Annotated in this window: 14 protein-coding genes and 1 tRNA gene; 13 read left to right on the plus strand and 2 right to left on the minus strand. The window is 67.9% G+C overall.

Going from position 1 to position 18,643, the window contains the following annotated elements:
- Positions 1–85 precede the first annotated feature (85 nt).
- From AB0412_RS22120 to AB0412_RS22130, 3 genes are all read left to right on the plus strand, one after another.
- Positions 86–466 carry a DUF3291 domain-containing protein gene (locus AB0412_RS22120; RefSeq protein ID WP_366404294.1) on the plus strand — a complete coding sequence of 127 codons (381 nt, stop codon included), beginning with the start codon at positions 86–88 and terminating at the stop codon, positions 464–466.
- 134 nt (positions 467–600) lie between these two features.
- Positions 601–1,656: a UDP-N-acetylmuramate dehydrogenase gene (locus AB0412_RS22125; protein WP_366404295.1), complete on the plus strand. Its 1,056-nt coding sequence runs from the start codon at positions 601–603 to the stop codon at positions 1,654–1,656.
- Positions 1,657–1,746: 90 nt separating this feature from the next.
- A complete protein-coding gene (locus tag AB0412_RS22130; protein ID WP_366404296.1) occupies positions 1,747–2,418 on the plus strand; it encodes a hypothetical protein in 672 nt (223 codons plus the stop codon).
- On the opposite strand, the gene AB0412_RS22135 is transcribed toward AB0412_RS22130, so the two are convergent.
- Positions 2,399–3,439, minus strand: a complete 1,041-nt coding sequence (locus AB0412_RS22135; RefSeq protein ID WP_366404297.1) for an adenosine deaminase — start codon at positions 3,437–3,439, stop codon at positions 2,399–2,401. The genes AB0412_RS22130 and AB0412_RS22135 overlap by 20 nt on opposite strands.
- 122 nt (positions 3,440–3,561) lie before the next feature.
- A complete protein-coding gene (locus AB0412_RS22140; protein ID WP_366404298.1) occupies positions 3,562–4,788 on the minus strand; it encodes a pyridoxal phosphate-dependent aminotransferase in 1,227 nt (408 codons plus the stop codon).
- Positions 4,789–5,061: 273 nt separating this feature from the next.
- Between AB0412_RS22140 and AB0412_RS22145 the strand changes: the two genes are divergently transcribed.
- From AB0412_RS22145 to AB0412_RS22190, 10 genes are all read left to right on the plus strand, one after another.
- A tRNA-Trp gene (locus tag AB0412_RS22145) sits at positions 5,062–5,134 on the plus strand.
- 108 nt (positions 5,135–5,242) lie between these two features.
- A complete protein-coding gene (gene secE / locus AB0412_RS22150) occupies positions 5,243–5,530 on the plus strand; it encodes a preprotein translocase subunit SecE (RefSeq protein ID WP_366404299.1) in 288 nt (95 codons plus the stop codon).
- An 80-nt stretch (positions 5,531–5,610) separates the two neighbouring features.
- On the plus strand, positions 5,611–6,486 hold the full coding sequence (gene nusG / locus AB0412_RS22155) for a transcription termination/antitermination protein NusG (RefSeq protein WP_366404300.1): 876 nt from the start codon (positions 5,611–5,613) through the stop codon (positions 6,484–6,486).
- Between the two features lie 180 nt (positions 6,487–6,666).
- Positions 6,667–7,101 carry a 50S ribosomal protein L11 gene (rplK, locus tag AB0412_RS22160; RefSeq protein WP_189287518.1) on the plus strand — a complete coding sequence of 145 codons (435 nt, stop codon included), beginning with the start codon at positions 6,667–6,669 and terminating at the stop codon, positions 7,099–7,101.
- Positions 7,102–7,182: 81 nt separating this feature from the next.
- Complete coding sequence (gene rplA / locus AB0412_RS22165; RefSeq protein WP_366404301.1) at positions 7,183–7,908, plus strand: 50S ribosomal protein L1; 726 nt, start codon at positions 7,183–7,185, stop codon at positions 7,906–7,908.
- Positions 7,909–8,069: 161 nt separating this feature from the next.
- A complete protein-coding gene (locus AB0412_RS22170; protein ID WP_366404302.1) occupies positions 8,070–9,029 on the plus strand; it encodes a hypothetical protein in 960 nt (319 codons plus the stop codon).
- Positions 9,030–9,332: 303 nt separating this feature from the next.
- Positions 9,333–9,863 (plus strand): 50S ribosomal protein L10, encoded by a 531-nt coding sequence (gene rplJ, locus AB0412_RS22175; protein WP_030641169.1) that lies wholly within the window; start codon positions 9,333–9,335, stop codon positions 9,861–9,863.
- A gap of 114 nt (positions 9,864–9,977) precedes the next feature.
- Complete coding sequence (gene rplL, locus AB0412_RS22180) at positions 9,978–10,367, plus strand: 50S ribosomal protein L7/L12 (RefSeq protein WP_164395443.1); 390 nt, start codon at positions 9,978–9,980, stop codon at positions 10,365–10,367.
- 562 nt (positions 10,368–10,929) lie between these two features.
- Positions 10,930–14,415 carry a DNA-directed RNA polymerase subunit beta gene (gene rpoB / locus AB0412_RS22185; RefSeq protein ID WP_366404303.1) on the plus strand — a complete coding sequence of 1,162 codons (3,486 nt, stop codon included), beginning with the start codon at positions 10,930–10,932 and terminating at the stop codon, positions 14,413–14,415.
- Positions 14,416–14,509: 94 nt separating this feature from the next.
- Entirely contained in the window at positions 14,510–18,409 is a 3,900-nt protein-coding gene (locus tag AB0412_RS22190) for a DNA-directed RNA polymerase subunit beta' (protein ID WP_260826816.1), read from the plus strand.
- Positions 18,410–18,643 lie beyond the last annotated feature (234 nt).

The raw sequence follows: 18,643 nt of genomic DNA on the forward strand, positions 1-18,643 counted from the left end.
GGCCGTAGCGACCCGTACAGCCCGAACAGCCAGGACAGCCCGGACACCCACACACCCACCCGCGCCCCAAGGAAGGAGCACGATCATGCCCACCCTGCCCTGGACCGTCCCGAACACCCCGCCGAACGACACCGAGGTACACGTCTTCGCCTCCCGCTTCGAGACCCGCACTCTCTGGGGCGCCTTGCGGTTCTTCCTCAAGACGCCCGGCGTGTGGCGGCAGGTGAGCAGGGCGCCCGGCGCCTACGGGGCCACGCTGAAGGCCGAGCCCCTCAAGCGCACCTTCTGGACGCTGTCCGTCTGGGAGTCCCCGAAGGCCCTCGGTGCCTTCGCCCGCTCCGGCCCCCACGCACCCTCGTCCCGGAGCCTCGCCCGGCAGATGCGGGACGCGAAGTTCGTCAGCTGGACGGCGAAGAGCGGTGACCTGCCCATCGACTGGCCCGAGGCCCAGCGGCGCCTCACCTGAACCGCACGCACACCGCAGCGTGAACGGCACGCACGCGTGCGGGACGAAAGAAGCACACGCGAGCAGCACACGCGCGTACGGCCCCCACCGACCGGTCGCTCCCGGCCGTCGGCGGGGGCCGTACTCTTGGGCCCGTGCAGGAACTCCACGACGCCCCCCTCGCCCCGCTGACCACCTTCCGGCTGGGCGGCCCCGCCACCCGCCTGGTCACCGCGACGAGCGACGACGAGGTGATCTCCGTCGTCCGCGAGGCCGACGACACCGGCACGCCCCTGCTGATCATCGGCGGCGGCTCCAACCTCGTCATCGGGGACAAGGGCTTCGACGGCACCGCCCTGGTCATCGCCACCAAGGGCTTCACCCTCGACGGCACCCGCCTCGAACTGGCCGCCGGAGAAGTGTGGACCGACGCCGTCGCCCGCACCGTCGCGGCCGGCCTCGCCGGCATCGAGTGCCTGTCCGGCATCCCCGGCTCGGCCGGTGCGACCCCCATCCAGAACGTCGGCGCCTACGGCCAGGAGGTCTCCTCCACGATCACCGAGGTGATCGCCTACGACCGCCGCACCCGCGAGACCGTCACCCTCGCCAACGCCGACTGCGCCTTCTCCTACCGCCACAGCCGCTTCAAGTCCGACCCGGAGCGCTACGTCGTCCTGCGCGTCCGCTTCGACCTGGAGGACGCCGGCGGACTCTCCGGCCCGATCAAGTACGCCGAGACCGCCCGCGCCCTCGGCGTGGAACCCGGTGACCGCGTCCCGCTGTCCGCCGCCCGCGAGACCGTACTCGGGCTCCGTGCCGGCAAGGGCATGGTCCTCGACCCCGACGACCACGACACCTGGTCGGCCGGCTCCTTCTTCACCAACCCGATCCTCACCGACGAGCAGTTCGCCGCCTTCCACGCGCGCGTGAAGCAGCGCCTCGGATCCGACGCCGAGCCCCCCGCCTACCCCGCGGGCGACGGACACACCAAGACCTCCGCGGCCTGGCTCATCGACAAGGCGGGCTTCACCAAGGGCTACGGCAACGGCCCGGCCCGTATCTCCACCAAGCACACCCTCGCCCTGACCAACCGCGGCGACGCCACCACGGAGGACCTCCTCGCCCTCGCCCGCGAGGTCGTCGCCGGCGTCCGCGACGCCTTCGGCATCACCCTGGTCAACGAGCCGGTGACGGTGGGCGTGAGCCTGTAGCGGCGAGCCGGCCCGGCGAAACGCCGTTGCGGACAGCCGGGCGCCCCCTCACGCTGAGCGCATGACCCATCCGGCCACCGGAACCTCCGCATGCGGCTGAGGCTGCGCCAGTTCAGGCCCCGGACGGGGCCCCGTCAGCACCGTGTCGTCCAGCCCCGCAGGCCCCTTCGGCACACCTCGCTCCGCGCCCCCGAGCCCATCGGCCCGCTGCTCGGCGACCACGACGGGCTGAACCGGCTCGCGGGCCTGTTCTCCTTCGCCGCCTACTCCCGGCACACCATCGTCCACATCCCGCTGCGCGACGGCGTGCCGCCCGACGAGGGCGTCGGCGAGCCGGTCGACCTCGTGCTCGTCCACCACACCCTCGGTCTGCGCCCCAGCAAGTGGCCCGAGCTGCGGCGCGCACTGGTCGGCGGCACCCCGCTGACCGTCCGCACCGACGAGGCCCGCACCGCACGGGACGCCGCCTCCTGGCGAGAACGCAGGCAACGGGCGGACTGCCGGGACGAGCTGCCGCACGCCACCCACGCCCGGACGTTCTTCCTGTTCGGCAGCCGGGACGTCTTCGCCGAGACCGCCACCTCCTTCGCCCACGCGGCGGGCCGGGGCCCGCACCAGAAGGGAGTGGCGAAGGGACACTCGGCGCTGATCGCGGGACTCCCGGCGCTGGCCCAGCAGCCCGGCGGCGGTCACCCCGTGGAGGTGCTGATCTGCTTCAAGCCGTATCCGCCCTACGCCCACTTCAGGAAGCCGGGGCGCTGAGCCATTCGTCGACGCCCGCCAGCAGCTTCGCCTTCACGTCCTCCGGCGCCGCCGAACCCCGCACCGACTGCCGGGCCAGCTCCGCCAGCTCCGCGTCCGTGAAGCCGTGCTGCTGACGGGCGATCTCGTACTGCGCCGCCAGGCGCGAGCCGAACAGCAGCGGGTCGTCGGCGCCCAGCGCCAGCGGCACACCCGCCTCGAACAGGGTCCGCAGCGGCACGTCCTCCGGCTTCTCGTACACGCCCAGCGCGACATTCGACGCCGGGCACACCTCGCACGTCACCTGGCGGTCGGCCAGCCGCTGGAGCAGCCGCGGATCCTCCGCCGCGCGCACCCCGTGCCCGATCCGGTCCGCCTCCAGGTCGTCCAGACAGTCCCGCACCGACGCGGGCCCCGTCAGCTCACCCCCGTGCGGCGCCGACAGCAGCCCGCCCTCCCGCGCGATCGCGAACGCCCGGTCGAAGTCACGGGCCATACCGCGCCGCTCGTCGTTGGACAGCCCGAACCCGACGACGCCCCGGTCCGCGTACCGCACCGCCAGCCGGGCCAGCGTGCGCGCGTCCAGCGGATGCTTCATCCGGTTCGCGGCGACCAGCACCCGCATCCCCAGCCCGGTGTCCCGCTGGGCCGTGTCCACCGCGTCCAGGATGATCTCCAGCGCCGGGATCAGCCCGCCCAGCCGGGGCGCGTACGACGTCGGGTCCACCTGGATCTCCAGCCAGCCGGAGCCGTCCCGCAGCTCCTCCTCCGCCGCCTCCCGCACCAGACGCCGGATGTCGTCCGGCTCGCGCAGGCACGAGCGCGCCGCGTCGTACAGCCGCTGGAAGCGGAACCAGCCCCGCTCGTCGGTGGCGCGCAGTCTCGGCGGCTCCCCGCTGGTCAGTGCGTCGGTCAGCGCCTCGGGCAGGCGCACGCCGTACTTGTCGGCCAGTTCCAGCAGGGTGGCGGGCCGCATGGACCCGGTGAAGTGCAGGTGCAGATGGGCCTTCGGCAGCTCAGAGACATCACGTACACGCTCCATTCGCCGATCCTGCCGTACGTCCCACCCGCCCCGGTAGCGCTTTCCCCGTACGTGGTCTTGCTCGCACATACGAACAGGGGCGCCCGGGATGACCCGGACGCCCCTGACACGCGGAGGGAAGCTCAGTCCCGTGCCTCCGCCAGCAGCTTCTGGATCCGCGAGACACCCTCGACGAGGTCCTCGTCCCCGAGCGCGTACGACAGCCGCAGATACCCCGGCGTGCCGAACGCCTCACCGGGCACCACCGCGACCTCGGCCTCCTCCAGGATGAGCGCCGCGAGCTCCACGGAGTCCTGCGGGCGCTTGCCCCGGATCTCCTTGCCGATCAGCGCCTTCACCGACGGGTAGGCGTAGAAGGCGCCCTCCGGCTCCGGGCAGACCACGCCGTCGATCTCGTTGAGCATCCGCACGATGGTCCTGCGGCGCCGGTCGAAGGCCTCGCGCATCTTCGCGACGGCCTCCAGGTCACCGGAGACGGCGGCGAGCGCGGCGGCCTGGGCGACGTTGGAGACGTTCGACGTGGCGTGCGACTGGAGGTTGGTCGCGGCCTTCACGACGTCCTTCGGGCCGATGACCCAGCCCACGCGCCAGCCGGTCATCGCGTACGTCTTCGCCACACCGTTGACCACGATGCACTTGTCGCGCAGCTCGGGCAGCAGCGCGGGCAGCGACACGGACACCGCGTCGCCGTACACCAGGTGCTCGTAGATCTCGTCGGTCAGCACCCACAGCCCGTGCTCGACGGCCCAGCGGCCGATCGCCTCGGTCTCGGCCTCGGTGTAGACGGCGCCGGTCGGGTTCGACGGGGAGACGAACAGGACGACCTTCGTCTTCTCGGTGCGAGCGGCCTCCAGCTGCTCCACCGAGACGCGGTAGCCGGTCGTCTCGTCGGCGACGACCTCGACGGGGACACCGCCGGCCAGCCGGATCGACTCCGGGTACGTCGTCCAGTACGGCGCCGGGACGATGACCTCGTCACCCGGGTCGAGGATCGCGGCGAAGGCCTCGTAGATGGCCTGCTTGCCGCCGTTGGTGACCAGGATCTGCGAGGGGTCCACCTCGTAGCCGGAGTCGCGCAGCGTCTTCGCGGCGATCGCGGCCTTCAGCTCGGGCAGACCACCGGCCGGGGTGTAGCGGTGGAACTTCGGGTTCTTGCAGGCCTCGATCGCGGCCTCGACGATGTAGTCCGGGGTGGGGAAGTCGGGCTCACCGGCGCCGAAGCCGATCACCGGTCGCCCGGCGGCCTTGAGGGCCTTGGCCTTGGCGTCCACGGCGAGGGTGGCCGACTCGGAGATCGCGCCGATGCGGGCGGAGACCCGGCGCTCGGTGGGAGGGGTTGCAGCGCTCATGGGGCCCATCGTTTCAGACCGGAAACCGGCGCGGCACCGGGGTTTCACAGACTGAACAGGACCGGGCAAACCCTGAACATCCGTCCGGATCGACCGCGCGGACCGAGCCGCGACCGGCCGGATCCGCCGCCGGCGCCGCCCGCCCCGGCCGCTTTCTGTTCGACGCCCGGCCGCGGACCACGTACACTCTCACCTCGTTGGCCTTCAGCGGCCCGCGATCATCCGGTGCACACCAAGCATCCGGACGGATGCGGTACGTTGGTGGACACACAAAGGGTCGTAGCTCAATTGGTAGAGCACTGGTCTCCAAAACCAGCGGTTGGGGGTTCAAGTCCCTCCGGCCCTGCTACACACACCTTCGCCAGGATGTGTGCGCATGTACGTACAGCAATGCACCGCCGTGCGGCTCAGACCGGGCGCGGCACGGCCACGACCCGGAATCAGGTGAGGACGAGTGACGGACGCCGTGGGCTCCATCGACATGCCTGATGCCCAGGACGAGGCGCCGGATTCCAAGAAGAAGACCCGCAAGGGCGGCAAGCGCGGCAAGAAGGGCCCGCTGAAGCGGCTCGCGCTCTTCTACCGCCAGATCGTCGCGGAGCTCCGCAAGGTCGTCTGGCCCACCCGCAATCAGCTGACGTCGTACACGACCGCAGTGATCATCTTCGTCGTCATCATGATCGGCCTGATCACCCTGATCGACTATGGCCTCAGCAACGCCGCCAAGTACGTCTTCGGCTGAGCCGAGAGCGAAGGGCGCCGAGGGACCCGGCGCCCCTTTCGCGTGTTCCACCCCTCTGTATCCAGGAAGAAGCAGCCACCGTGTCTGACCCGAACGTGAACGACGCCGTTGAGCCTCACGGCGAGGGGGCCGAGTTCGTCGTCGAGGACGAGCTCGAGACTGTCGAGGGCGCGGACAGCGAGGACATCGCGGCCTCCGCTGAGGCCGAGGCTGCTGACGCCGCCGCGGACGAGGCCGGCACCGAGGAGACCGAGGCCGGGGAGGCCGAGGCCGCCGAGGGCGAGGAAGCGGCCGGGGAGGCCGACGAGGCCGAAGAGGCCGAAGAGGCCGAGGACGACCGCGACCCGGTGGAGAAGCTCCGCGAGGAACTGCGCACGCTGCCCGGCGAGTGGTACGTCATCCACACCTACGCCGGCTACGAGAACCGCGTGAAGACCAACCTGGAGCAGCGCGCCGTCTCGCTGAACGTCGAGGACTACATCTTCCAGGCCGAGGTGCCCCAGGAAGAGGTCGTCCAGATCAAGAACGGCGACCGCAAGACGATCAAGCAGAACAAGCTCCCGGGCTACGTCCTGGTCCGCATGGACCTGACGAACGAGTCCTGGGGCGTCGTCCGCAACACCCCCGGCGTCACCGGCTTCGTGGGCAACGCCTACGACCCCTACCCGCTGACCCTGGACGAGATCGTCAAGATGCTCGCCCCGGAGGCCGAGGAGAAGGCCGCCCGCGAGGCCGCCGAGGCCGAGGGCAAGCCGGCCCCGCAGCGCAAGGTCGAGGTCCAGGTGCTGGACTTCGAGGTCGGCGACTCGGTCACCGTCACCGACGGCCCGTTCGCCACGCTGCAGGCGACCATCAACGAGATCAACCCCGACTCCAAGAAGGTCAAGGGCCTGGTGGAGATCTTCGGCCGCGAGACGCCGGTCGAGCTCTCCTTCGACCAGATCCAGAAGAACTGAGACACCTCAGAACTTTCTGGACGTAGCACTTCCGAACAGGTCAGACAGGCGCTCGCGTCTCGTCTGACCTGCTCGGTTTTTGGCCGCGCATCTATACCCGTTAAAGTTGTGCGGTATGCCTGCGTCCGGGTGGTCCCCGGTCACGCGGGCAGGACCCGAATCGAAAGGACCCGGAGAGCCATGCCTCCCAAGAAGAAGAAGGTCACGGGGCTCATCAAGCTCCAGATCCAGGCCGGTGCCGCCAACCCGGCCCCGCCGGTCGGCCCCGCGCTGGGTCAGCACGGCGTGAACATCATGGAGTTCTGCAAGGCCTACAACGCCGCGACCGAGTCGCAGCGCGGCTGGGTCATCCCGGTGGAGATCACGGTCTACGAGGACCGCTCCTTCACCTTCATCACCAAGACCCCGCCGGCCGCCAAGATGATCCTCAAGGCCGCGGGCGTGGAGAAGGGCTCCGGCGAGCCGCACAAGACCAAGGTCGCCAAGATCACCCGCGACCAGGTCCGTGAGATCGCCACCACCAAGATGCCCGACCTCAACGCCAACGACCTGGACGCCGCCGAGAAGATCATCGCCGGCACCGCCCGTTCCATGGGCATCACGGTCGAGGGCTGACCTCCACCCCCGTAAGCCAGCAGTAGTGGAAGGGCCTGCTCGGCCCGGACCACGACTCCTAAGAACCCACAGGAGCTTTAAGTGAGCAAGCGCAGCAAGTCTCTCCGCGCTGCGGACGCCAAGATCGACCGGGACAAGCTCTACGCCCCGCTCGAGGCCGTCCGTCTCGCCAAGGAGACCTCCACGACCAAGTTCGACGGCACCGTCGAGGTCGCCTTCCGCCTGGGTGTCGACCCGCGCAAGGCCGACCAGATGGTCCGTGGCACCGTGAACCTCCCGCACGGCACCGGTAAGACCGCCCGGGTCCTGGTCTTCGCGACCGGCGACCGTGCCGAGGCCGCGCGTGCCGCGGGCGCCGACATCGTCGGCGCCGACGAACTGATCGACGAGGTGTCGAAGGGCCGCCTGGACTTCGACGCCGTCGTCGCCACCCCGGACCTCATGGGCAAGGTCGGCCGCCTCGGCCGCGTGCTCGGTCCCCGTGGTCTCATGCCGAACCCCAAGACCGGCACCGTGACCCCGGACGTCGCCAAGGCTGTCAACGACATCAAGGGCGGCAAGATCGAGTTCCGCGTCGACAAGCACTCGAACCTGCACTTCATCATCGGCAAGACGTCGTTCGACGACACCAAGCTGGTGGAGAACTACGGCGCGGCCCTGGAGGAGATCCTCCGTCTGAAGCCGTCCGCCGCCAAGGGCCGCTACATCAAGAAGGCCGCCATCACCACCACGATGGGCCCCGGCATCCCGGTCGACCCGAACCGCACCCGCAACCTCCTCGTCGAGGAGGACCCGGCCGCGGTCTGAGCCGGTCCGGCCGGCCCCCGAGGCCGGCACGCACGGTGAAGCCGTCCCCTGCGCCTGTTGAGGCGTGGGGGACGGCTTTTTCGTACGACAGTGTCAGTCGGGTGCGTTACGGTACGACTGACTTCACAGTGCATCAACAGCAAACACAGGGGTGGGGATTCATGGCCATGTCCGCATGGAAGCGCGCGGGTGTCTGCCTGACGGCCGCGGTCGTCGTGGCGGGCGTCGCGGGCTGTCAGGACGGTGACGGGGGCGGGAAGAGCAAGGGCAAGGCCGCCGGCTCGGCCGAGTCCAAGCCCCAGACCCAGAACCAGATGACCGAGGTCCTCCAGGCCGCCTTCAAGAAGACCTCGGAGGCCAAGTCCTCCAAGGTCCGGATGACCATGACGATGCCGGCCGCAATGGACGGGGGCGGCACCATGGAGATCTCCGGCGTCCAGGGCTGGGACCCGGGCGTCATGGACGTCACGATGAAGGGCTCCGCGCTCACCGCGGGCGACCCGGACGCTCCCGAGCAGGTCCGCATGATCATGCTCGACAACGTGATGTACATGGACATGGGTGCGAAGCAGGCCGCCGAGATGGACGGCAAGCGCTGGATGAAGATGGACTTCGCCGCCATCGCCGAGCAGTCCGGCGACGCCGCTCTGCAGAAGCAGATGACCGGCGGCATGGAGAACATGAACCAGGACCCGGCGCAGCAGCTCGCCCTGCTCCTCGAGTCGCCGAACCTGAAGCACGTCGGCCCGGAGAAGGTCGACGGCGTCCAGACGCAGCACTACAAGGGCACGCTGAGCTTCGAGGAGATGCTCGACGCCAACAAGGGTGCGGACAGCCTGCTCTCCGAGAAGGAGCGCAAGGACCTCATCGCCAACGTCGAGAAGGCGGGCATGAAGGGCTACGACACCCAGGTCTGGGTGAACGAGGACAACTACCCGGTCAAGATGGTCGTCGGCATGAAGATGGCCCAGGGCACGATGAACATGACGGCCCACTACTCCGACTACGGCGCGAAGGCCGACGTCCAGGCCCCGCCGGCCAGCGACACCCTGGACCTCATGGAGATGCTGAAGGAGCTGGAGGGGCTCGGCGAGGAGTCCGGGGCCGGCCTCGGCTCCTGAGCCTCCCGGCCGTCCGTTCGGCCGATTTGCCTGACGTCGATCCGGTCGCGTACTCTTCCACAGAAGCCAAAGACCGCTGGTCGTTGCCGTGCGCTCGCAAGAGGGTGCGGTGGCCGAAGGATCCGCTGAACTGCGGACGACCCGCGCAGGTGACAGTGGAAGAGTTCCCGCGATTCGCCGCCCCGTGCGTGCGAAGAACCGGTTGAGCTACGCCCCGTGCGCCTGCGCCCGGGGCGTTTCGTTTTCCCCAGTCCTCCTTCGGGTCCGCGCGGTCCGAATCACCCGGAAGGAGGCCGAGGCTCTATGGCGAGGCCCGACAAGGCTGCCGCGGTTGCCGAGCTGACGGACAAGTTCCGTAGCTCCAACGCCGCCGTGCTGACCGAGTACCGCGGTCTCACCGTGGCGCAGCTCAAGACGCTGCGTCGTTCGCTCGGTGAGAACGCCCAGTACGCCGTGGTGAAGAACACGCTGACCAAGATTGCGGCCAACGAGGCCGGGATCACGCTGGACGACCAGCTCTTCGCTGGTCCGACGGCCGTCGCCTTCGTCACCGGTGACCCGGTGGAGTCGGCGAAGGGTCTTCGTGACTTCGCCAAGGACAACCCGAATCTCGTCATCAAGGGCGGTGTCCTTGACGGCAAGGCGCTGTCCGCCGACGAGATCAAGAAGCTTGCGGACCTCGAGTCCCGCGAGGTTCTGCTCAGCAAGCTGGCCGGTGCCTTCAAGGCGAAGCAGTCCCAGGCTGCCTCCGTCTTCCAGGCGCTGCCCTCGAAGCTCGTCCGCACCGTCGACGCGCTTCGTGCCAAGCAGGCCGAGCAGGGCGGTGCCGAGTAATTCGGCTCGCTTTTTGATCCTCACCGCATGAGGTGAGGGTCGATGCGGGCCCGACGTACGCCCGCCTTACCCAGTACATCCGGCACCTGCCGATTTAGTGGAAGGACCGCCATCATGGCGAAGCTCACCCAGGACGAGCTGCTGGCCCAGTTCGAGGAGATGACCCTCATCGAGCTCTCCGAGTTCGTGAAGGCCTTCGAGGAGAAGTTCGACGTCACCGCCGCCGCTGCCGCGCCGGTCGTCATGGCCGGCCCCGGTGGTGGCGCCGGTCAGGCCGAGGCCGCCGAGGAGAAGGACGAGTTCGACGTCATCCTCACCGGCGCCGGTGACAAGAAGATCCAGGTCATCAAGGTCGTGCGCGAGCTCACCTCCCTGGGCCTCAAGGAGGCCAAGGACCTGGTCGACGGCACCCCGAAGCCGGTTCTCGAGAAGGTCAACAAGGAAGCCGCCGACAAGGCCAAGGAGGCCCTCGAGGGCGCCGGCGCCTCCGTCGAGGTCAAGTAAGACCTTGCTGCGCAGGGTCCCGTAGGACCTCTGTAACGCTGTAGCACCGAAGAGCGATCATCCATCCGGGTGGTCGCTCTTCGGCGTTCCGGGGGGTGGCCCGGTGGTTGCCTTGAACCCTCGAGGGCGAGGGGTATGGTGATCATCGTCGTGTCTTCGGGCGTCTCGGTTCGGGCAGTTCGGGCAAGGGGGCCTTGACGAACCGCACGCAGCGCGCAATTCTCAGGACGCGTCGTCACAAGGATCCGAATCCGAGGCATGGATCGACGGCGAAGAGGGCAGTATCAACGTGCATTGAGGGCGAGCATGCCGAGGGCGTTGAGAACAACGAGGGTCGCGAAAAACCCGCACTGGACATCAGTGTGCCAAGTGGCTACACTGACCCTTTGCGCTGCCTGTTAGCTGCCCCCTGCCCGTCACCAGGGGTCTGCCCTCGCCTCAGCACCGACGTACAGATCATCTCTGACCTGGCCTTATCGTCACGTCAGAAGGAGCCTGTCCCGGGGCACGGTGGGGGACCGGTACGCGCGTAGTGAGTCCGAGCCCTCGGAAGGACCCCCTCTTGGCCGCCTCGCGCAACGCCTCGACCGCGAATACGAACAACGGCGCCAGCACCGCCCCGCTGCGCATCTCCTTTGCAAAGATCAAGGAGCCCCTCGAGGTTCCGAACCTTCTCGCGCTCCAGACCGAGAGCTTCGACTGGCTGCTCGGCAACGACGCGTGGAAGGCTCGCGTCGAGGAGGCTCTCGAGAACGGTCAGGACGTCCCCACCAAGTCCGGTCTGGAGGAGATCTTCGAGGAGATCTCCCCGATCGAGGACTTCTCCGGGTCGATGTCGCTGACCTTCCGTGACCACCGTTTCGAGCCGCCGAAGAACAGCATCGACGAGTGCAAGGAGCGCGACTTCACGTACGCGGCCCCGCTCTTCGTCACCGCCGAGTTCACCAACAACGAGACCGGCGAGATCAAGTCCCAGACCGTCTTCATGGGCGACTTCCCGCTCATGACGAACAAGGGCACCTTCGTCATCAACGGCACCGAGCGTGTCGTGGTGTCCCAGCTGGTCCGTTCGCCGGGCGTCTACTTCGACTCCAGCATCGACAAGACCTCCGACAAGGACATCTTCTCCGCCAAGATCATCCCGTCCCGGGGTGCCTGGCTGGAGATGGAGATCGACAAGCGCGACATGGTCGGTGTCCGCATCGACCGCAAGCGCAAGCAGTCCGTCACCGTCCTCCTGAAGGCGCTCGGCTGGACCACCGAGCAGATCCTCGAGGAGTTCGGCGAGTACGAGTCCATGCGCGCCACCCTGGAGAAGGACCACACCCAGGGCCAGGACGACGCGCTGCTCGACATCTACCGCAAGCTGCGCCCGGGCGAGCCCCCCACGCGGGAGGCCGCGCAGACGCTGCTCGAGAACCTCTATTTCAACCCCAAGCGCTACGACCTCGCCAAGGTCGGCCGCTACAAGGTCAACAAGAAGCTGGGTACGGACACCCCGCTGGACGCGGGCATCCTGACCGTCGAGGACATCATCGCGACGATCAAGTACCTGGTGAAGCTGCACGCCGGTGAGACCGAGACCGTCGGCGACAACGGCCAGCCGGTCGTCGTCGAGACCGACGACATCGACCACTTCGGCAACCGCCGCCTGCGCAGCGTCGGCGAGCTCATCCAGAACCAGGTCCGCACGGGTCTGGCTCGTATGGAGCGCGTCGTGCGCGAGCGCATGACGACGCAGGACGTCGAGGCGATCACGCCGCAGACCCTGATCAACATCCGGCCGGTCGTCGCCTCCATCAAGGAGTTCTTCGGCACCAGCCAGCTGTCCCAGTTCATGGACCAGAACAACCCGCTGTCCGGGCTGACGCACAAGCGTCGTCTGTCCGCGCTCGGCCCGGGTGGTCTCTCCCGTGAGCGGGCCGGCTTCGAGGTCCGTGACGTGCACCCCTCGCACTACGGCCGCATGTGCCCGATCGAGACCCCTGAAGGCCCGAACATCGGTCTGATCGGCTCGCTCGCCACCTACGGCCGGGTCAACGCGTTCGGTTTCGTCGAGACCCCGTACCGCAAGGTCATCGACGGCCAGGTCACCGACCAGGTGGACTACCTGACCGCCGACGAGGAGGACCGCTTCGTCATCGCGCAGGCCAACGCGCCGCTCACCGACGACCTGCGGTTCGCCGAGGCCCGTGTGCTGGTCCGCCGCAAGGGCGGCGAGGTCGACTACGTCGGCCCCGAGGACGTGGACTACATGGACGTCTCGCCGCGCCAGATGGTGTCGGTCGCGACCGCCATGATCCCCTTCCTGGAGCACGACGACGCCAACCGTGCCCTCATGGGCGCGAACATGATGCGCCAGGCCGTTCCGCTGATCCAGGCGGAGTCCCCGCTCGTCGGCACCGGCATGGAGTACCGCTCCGCCGTCGACGCCGGCGACGTCGTCAAGGCCGAGAAGGCCGGTGTGGTCCAGGAGGTCTCCGCGGACTACATCACCACCGCCAACGACGACGGCACGTACATCACGTACCGCCTGGCCAAGTTCGCCCGCTCCAACCAGGGCACCTCGGTCAACCAGAAGGTCATCGTCGCCGAGGGCGACCGGATCGTCGAGGGCCAGGTCCTCGCCGACGGCCCGGCCACCCAGCAGGGTGAGATGGCGCTCGGCAAGAACCTGCTGGTCGCGTTCATGCCGTGGGAGGGTCACAACTACGAGGACGCGATCATCCTGTCGCAGCGCCTCGTGCAGGACGACGTCCTCTCCTCGATCCACATCGAGGAGCACGAGGTCGACGCCCGTGACACCAAGCTCGGCCCCGAGGAGATCACCCGGGACATCCCGAACGTCTCCGAGGAGGTCCTCGCCGACCTCGACGAGCGCGGCATCATCCGCATCGGTGCCGAGGTCATCGCCGGTGACATCCTCGTCGGCAAGGTCACGCCCAAGGGCGAGACCGAGCTGACCCCCGAGGAGCGCCTGCTGCGCGCGATCTTCGGTGAGAAGGCCCGTGAGGTCCGTGACACCTCGCTGAAGGTGCCGCACGGCGAGACCGGCAAGGTCATCGGCGTGCGCGTCTTCGACCGCGAGGAGGGCGACGAGCTTCCCCCCGGTGTGAACCAGCTGGTGCGCGTCTACGTCGCGCAGAAGCGCAAGATCACCGACGGTGACAAGCTCGCCGGCCGTCACGGCAACAAGGGCGTCATCTCCAAGATCCTGCCGATCGAGGACATGCCGTTCCTGGAGGACGGCACCCCGGTCGACATCATCCTCAACCCCCTCGGTGTGCCGTCCCGAATGAACCCGGGACAGGTCCTGGAGATCCACCTCGGCTGGCTCGCCAGCCGCGGCTGGGACGTCTCCGGCCTGGCCGACGAGTGGGCGCAGCGCCTCCAGGCGATCGGCGCCGACAAGGTCGAGCCCGGCACCAACGTGGCCACCCCGGTCTTCGACGGTGCGCGCGAGGACGAGCTGGCGGGTCTGCTGCAGCACACCATCCCGAACCGCGACGGCGAGCGCATGGTCCTCCCGTCCGGCAAGGCGCGGCTGTTCGACGGCCGCAGCGGTGAGCCGTTCCCGGACCCGATCTCGGTCGGCTACATGTACATCCTGAAGCTGCACCACCTGGTCGACGACAAGCTGCACGCCCGTTCGACCGGTCCGTACTCCATGATCACCCAGCAGCCGCTGGGTGGTAAGGCCCAGTTCGGTGGTCAGCGGTTCGGCGAGATGGAGGTGTGGGCACTCGAGGCGTACGGCGCCGCCTACGCGCTCCAGGAGCTGCTGACCATCAAGTCCGACGACGTCACCGGCCGCGTGAAGGTCTACGAGGCCATCGTCAAGGGCGAGAACATCCCTGAGCCCGGCATCCCCGAGTCCTTCAAGGTGCTCATCAAGGAGATGCAGTCCCTGTGCCTCAACGTGGAGGTGCTGTCCAGCGACGGTATGTCCATCGAGATGCGTGACACCGACGAGGACGTCTTCCGCGCTGCGGAGGAGCTCGGCATCGACCTGTCCCGGCGCGAGCCGAGCAGCGTCGAAGAGGTCTGACGGGAGTCCGGCGGCCTCTCACGAAGAGGCCGCCGGCCCCAGGACCCCCGTATCAGACCCAAAGACTTACGACCCTGAGAGGGATTGACGCATAGTGCTCGACGTCAACTTCTTCGACGAGCTCCGGATCGGCCTGGCCACCGCTGACGACATCCGTCAGTGGAGCCACGGCGAGGTCAAGAAGCCCGAGACCATCAACTACCGCACGCTCAAGCCGGAAAAGGACGGACTCTTCTGCGAGAAGATCTTCGGTCCGACCCGGGACTGGGAGTGCTACTGCGGCAAGTACAAGCGCGTCCGCTTCAAGGGCATCATCTGTGAGCGCTGTGGCGTCGAGGTCACGCGCGCCAAGGTGCGCCGTGAGCGGATGGGCCACATCGAGCTCGCCGCGCCCGTCACGCACATCTGGTACTTCAAGGGTGTTCCCTCGCGCCTCGGCTACCTGCTGGACCTGGCGCCCAAGGACCTCGAGAAGGTCATCTACTTCGCGGCGTACATGATCACGTACGTCGACGAGGAGCGCCGTACCCGCGACCTGCCCTCGCTGGAGGCCCACGTCTCCGTCGAGCGCCAGCAGATCGAGAACCGCCGGGACGCCGACCTGGAGGCCCGCGCCAAGAAGCTTGAGTCCGACCTGGCCGAGCTCGAGGCCGAGGGTGCCAAGGCCGACGTGCGCCGCAAGGTGCGCGAGGGTGCCGAGCGTGAGATGAAGCAGCTGCGCGACCGTGCCCAGCGCGAGATCGACCGCCTCGACGAGGTGTGGAACCGGTTCAAGAACCTCAAGGTCCAGGACCTCGAGGGCGACGAGCTGCTCTACCGCGAGCTGCGCGACCGCTTCGGCACGTACTTCGACGGCTCGATGGGTGCCGCGGCGCTGCAGAAGCGCCTGGAGTCCTTCGACCTCGAGGAGGAGGCCGAGAAGCTCCGCGAGATCATCCGCACCGGCAAGGGCCAGAAGAAGACCCGTGCGCTCAAGCGGCTGAAGGTCGTCTCCGCGTTCCTGCAGACCTCCAACAGCCCCAAGGGCATGGTGCTGGACTGCGTGCCGGTCATCCCGCCGGACCTGCGTCCGATGGTGCAGCTGGACGGTGGCCGCTTCGCGACCTCCGACCTGAACGACCTGTACCGCCGTGTGATCAACCGCAACAACCGCCTCAAGCGGCTTCTCGACCTCGGTGCGCCCGAGATCATCGTGAACAACGAGAAGCGCATGCTCCAGGAGGCCGTCGACGCGCTCTTCGACAACGGCCGTCGTGGTCGCCCGGTCACGGGCCCCGGCAACCGTCCGCTGAAGTCGCTGTCCGACATGCTCAAGGGCAAGCAGGGCCGCTTCCGTCAGAACCTGCTCGGCAAGCGTGTCGACTACTCGGCGCGTTCCGTGATCGTCGTCGGTCCGCAGCTGAAGCTGCACCAGTGCGGTCTGCCGAAGGCGATGGCGCTGGAGCTGTTCAAGCCGTTCGTGATGAAGCGCCTGGTCGACCTGAACCACGCGCAGAACATCAAGAGCGCCAAGCGCATGGTCGAGCGCGGCCGCACGGTCGTGTACGACGTGCTGGAAGAGGTCATCGCGGAGCACCCGGTTCTGCTGAACCGTGCGCCCACGCTGCACCGCCTCGGCATCCAGGCCTTCGAGCCGCAGCTGGTCGAGGGCAAGGCCATCCAGATCCACCCGCTCGTCTGCACCGCGTTCAACGCGGACTTCGACGGTGACCAGATGGCCGTGCACCTGCCGCTGTCCGCGGAGGCGCAGGCCGAGGCCCGCATCCTGATGCTGTCCTCGAACAACATCCTCAAGCCGGCCGACGGCCGTCCGGTGACGATGCCGACCCAGGACATGGTCCTCGGTCTGTTCTTCCTCACCACCGACGGCGAGATGCGCGACCTCAAGGGCGAGGGCCGTTCCTTCGCCTCGGTCGCCGAGGCGATCATGGCCTTCGACGCGGGCGAGCTGTCGCTCCAGTCGAAGATCGACGTCCGCTTCCCCGTCGGCACCATCCCGCCGCGCGGCTGGACCCCGCCGGCGCGCGAGGAGGGTGAGCCCGAGTGGCAGCAGGGTGACAGCTTCCGGCTGAACACCACGCTGGGCCGTGCGCTCTTCAACGAGCTGCTGCCCGAGGACTACCCGTTCGTCGACTACGAGGTCGGCAAGAAGCAGCTCTCCGAGATCGTCAACGACCTCGCCGAGCGCTACCCGAAGGTCATCGTGGCGGCGACGCTCGACAACCTGAAGGCGGCCGGCTTCTACTGGGCCACCCGTTCCGGCGTGACCGTCGCCATCTCCGACGTCGTCGTCCCCGAGGCGAAGAAGGAGATCGTCGCCAAGTGGGAGGCGGCGGACGAGAAGGTCCAGAAGCAGTACGAGCGCGGTCTGATCACCAAGGACGAGCGCACGCAGGAGCTCATCCAGATCTGGACCCAGGCGACCAACGAGGTCGCCGAGGCGATGAACGACAACTTCCCGAAGACCAACCCGATCTTCATGATGGTGAACTCGGGTGCGCGAGGCAACATGATGCAGATGCGTCAGATTGCCGGTATGCGTGGTCTGGTGTCGAACGCCAAGAACGAGACGATCCCGCGGCCCATCAAGGCCTCGTTCCGTGAGGGTCTGTCCGTGCTGGAGTACTTCATCTCCACGCACGGTGCCCGTAAGGGTCTGGCGGACACCGCTCTGCGTACCGCTGACTCGGGTTACCTCACCCGTCGTCTGGTCGACGTCTCCCAGGACGTCATCATCCGCGAGGAGGACTGCGGCACCGAGCGCGGCCTCAAGCTGGAGATCGCCGAGCGGGGCGCCGACGGTGTGCTGCGCAAGGCGGAGAACGTCGAGACCTCCGTGTACGCGCGCTGCCTCGCGGAGGACATCGTGGTCGACGGTCAGGTGCTGGCCCCGGCCGGCACCGACCTGGGCGACGTGCTCATCGAGGAGCTCGTCTCCCGCGGCGTGCAGACGGTCAAGACCCGCTCGGTCCTGACCTGCGAGTCCGCCGTCGGCACCTGCGCGATGTGCTACGGCCGTTCGCTCGCCACCGGCAAGCTGGTCGACATCGGTGAGGCGGTCGGCATCATCGCCGCCCAGTCCATCGGTGAGCCCGGTACCCAGCTGACGATGCGTACCTTCCACACCGGTGGTGTGGCCGGTGACGACATCACCCAGGGTCTGCCGCGTGTCGTCGAGCTCTTCGAGGCCCGTACCCCGAAGGGTGTCGCCCCGATCTCCGAGGCCTCCGGCCGCGTCCGGATCGAGGAGACCGAGAAGACCAAGAAGATCGTCATCACGCCGGACGACGGCAGCGACGAGACGGCCTACCCGATCTCCAAGCGCGCCCGTCTCCTGGTCAGCGAGGGCGAGCACGTCGAGGTGGGCCAGAAGCTCACCGTGGGTGCCACCAACCCGCACGACGTGCTGCGCATCCTGGGCCAGCGTGCCGTCCAGGTCCACCTGGTCGGCGAGGTCCAGAAGGTCTACAACTCGCAGGGTGTGTCGATCCACGACAAGCACATCGAGATCATCATCCGGCAGATGCTGCGCCGTGTGACGATCATCGAGTCCGGTGACGCCGAGCTGCTGCCCGGTGAGCTGGTCGAGCGCTCGAAGTTCGAGCACGAGAACCGTCGTGTGGTCCAGGAGGGCGGTCACCCGGCCTCGGGTCGTCCGCAGCTGATGGGTATCACCAAGGCCTCGCTGGCGACGGAGTCCTGGCTGTCGGCCGCCTCCTTCCAGGAGACGACCCGAGTCCTGACGGACGCGGCGATCAACGCCAAGTCCGACAGCCTCATCGGCCTCAAGGAGAACGTCATCATCGGTAAGCTCATCCCGGCCGGTACGGGCCTGTCCCGCTACCGCAACATCCGGGTCGAGCCGACCGAGGAGGCCAAGGCCGCGATGTACTCGGCCGTCGGCTACGACGACATCGACTACTCGCCGTTCGGCACGGGCTCCGGCCAGGCCGTTCCGCTGGAGGACTACGACTACGGTCCGTACAACCAGTAAGCGAGTCGCCTGATCGCGAGGGCGGTCATCCCGTTTCGTACGGGGTGGCCGCCCTCGGCGTTTCCCTCTGTGACGATCTGTGACATCTGTGACGATCCGTGACGCCCGAGTGACATCAATAACAAGTATGTCTATCCGATGTGTGGGATATGTGAGTGCGGGTTATGGTGCGTCGAAAGTAATTGAACGAGGCATCAGTTCGTCACGCGAACATCTGTGTGGCGGGCCATGAGA

Origin of the sequence: Streptomyces sp. NPDC052012 (assembly GCF_040689265.1) — a bacterium.
GTDB lineage: Bacteria > Actinomycetota > Actinomycetes > Streptomycetales > Streptomycetaceae > Streptomyces.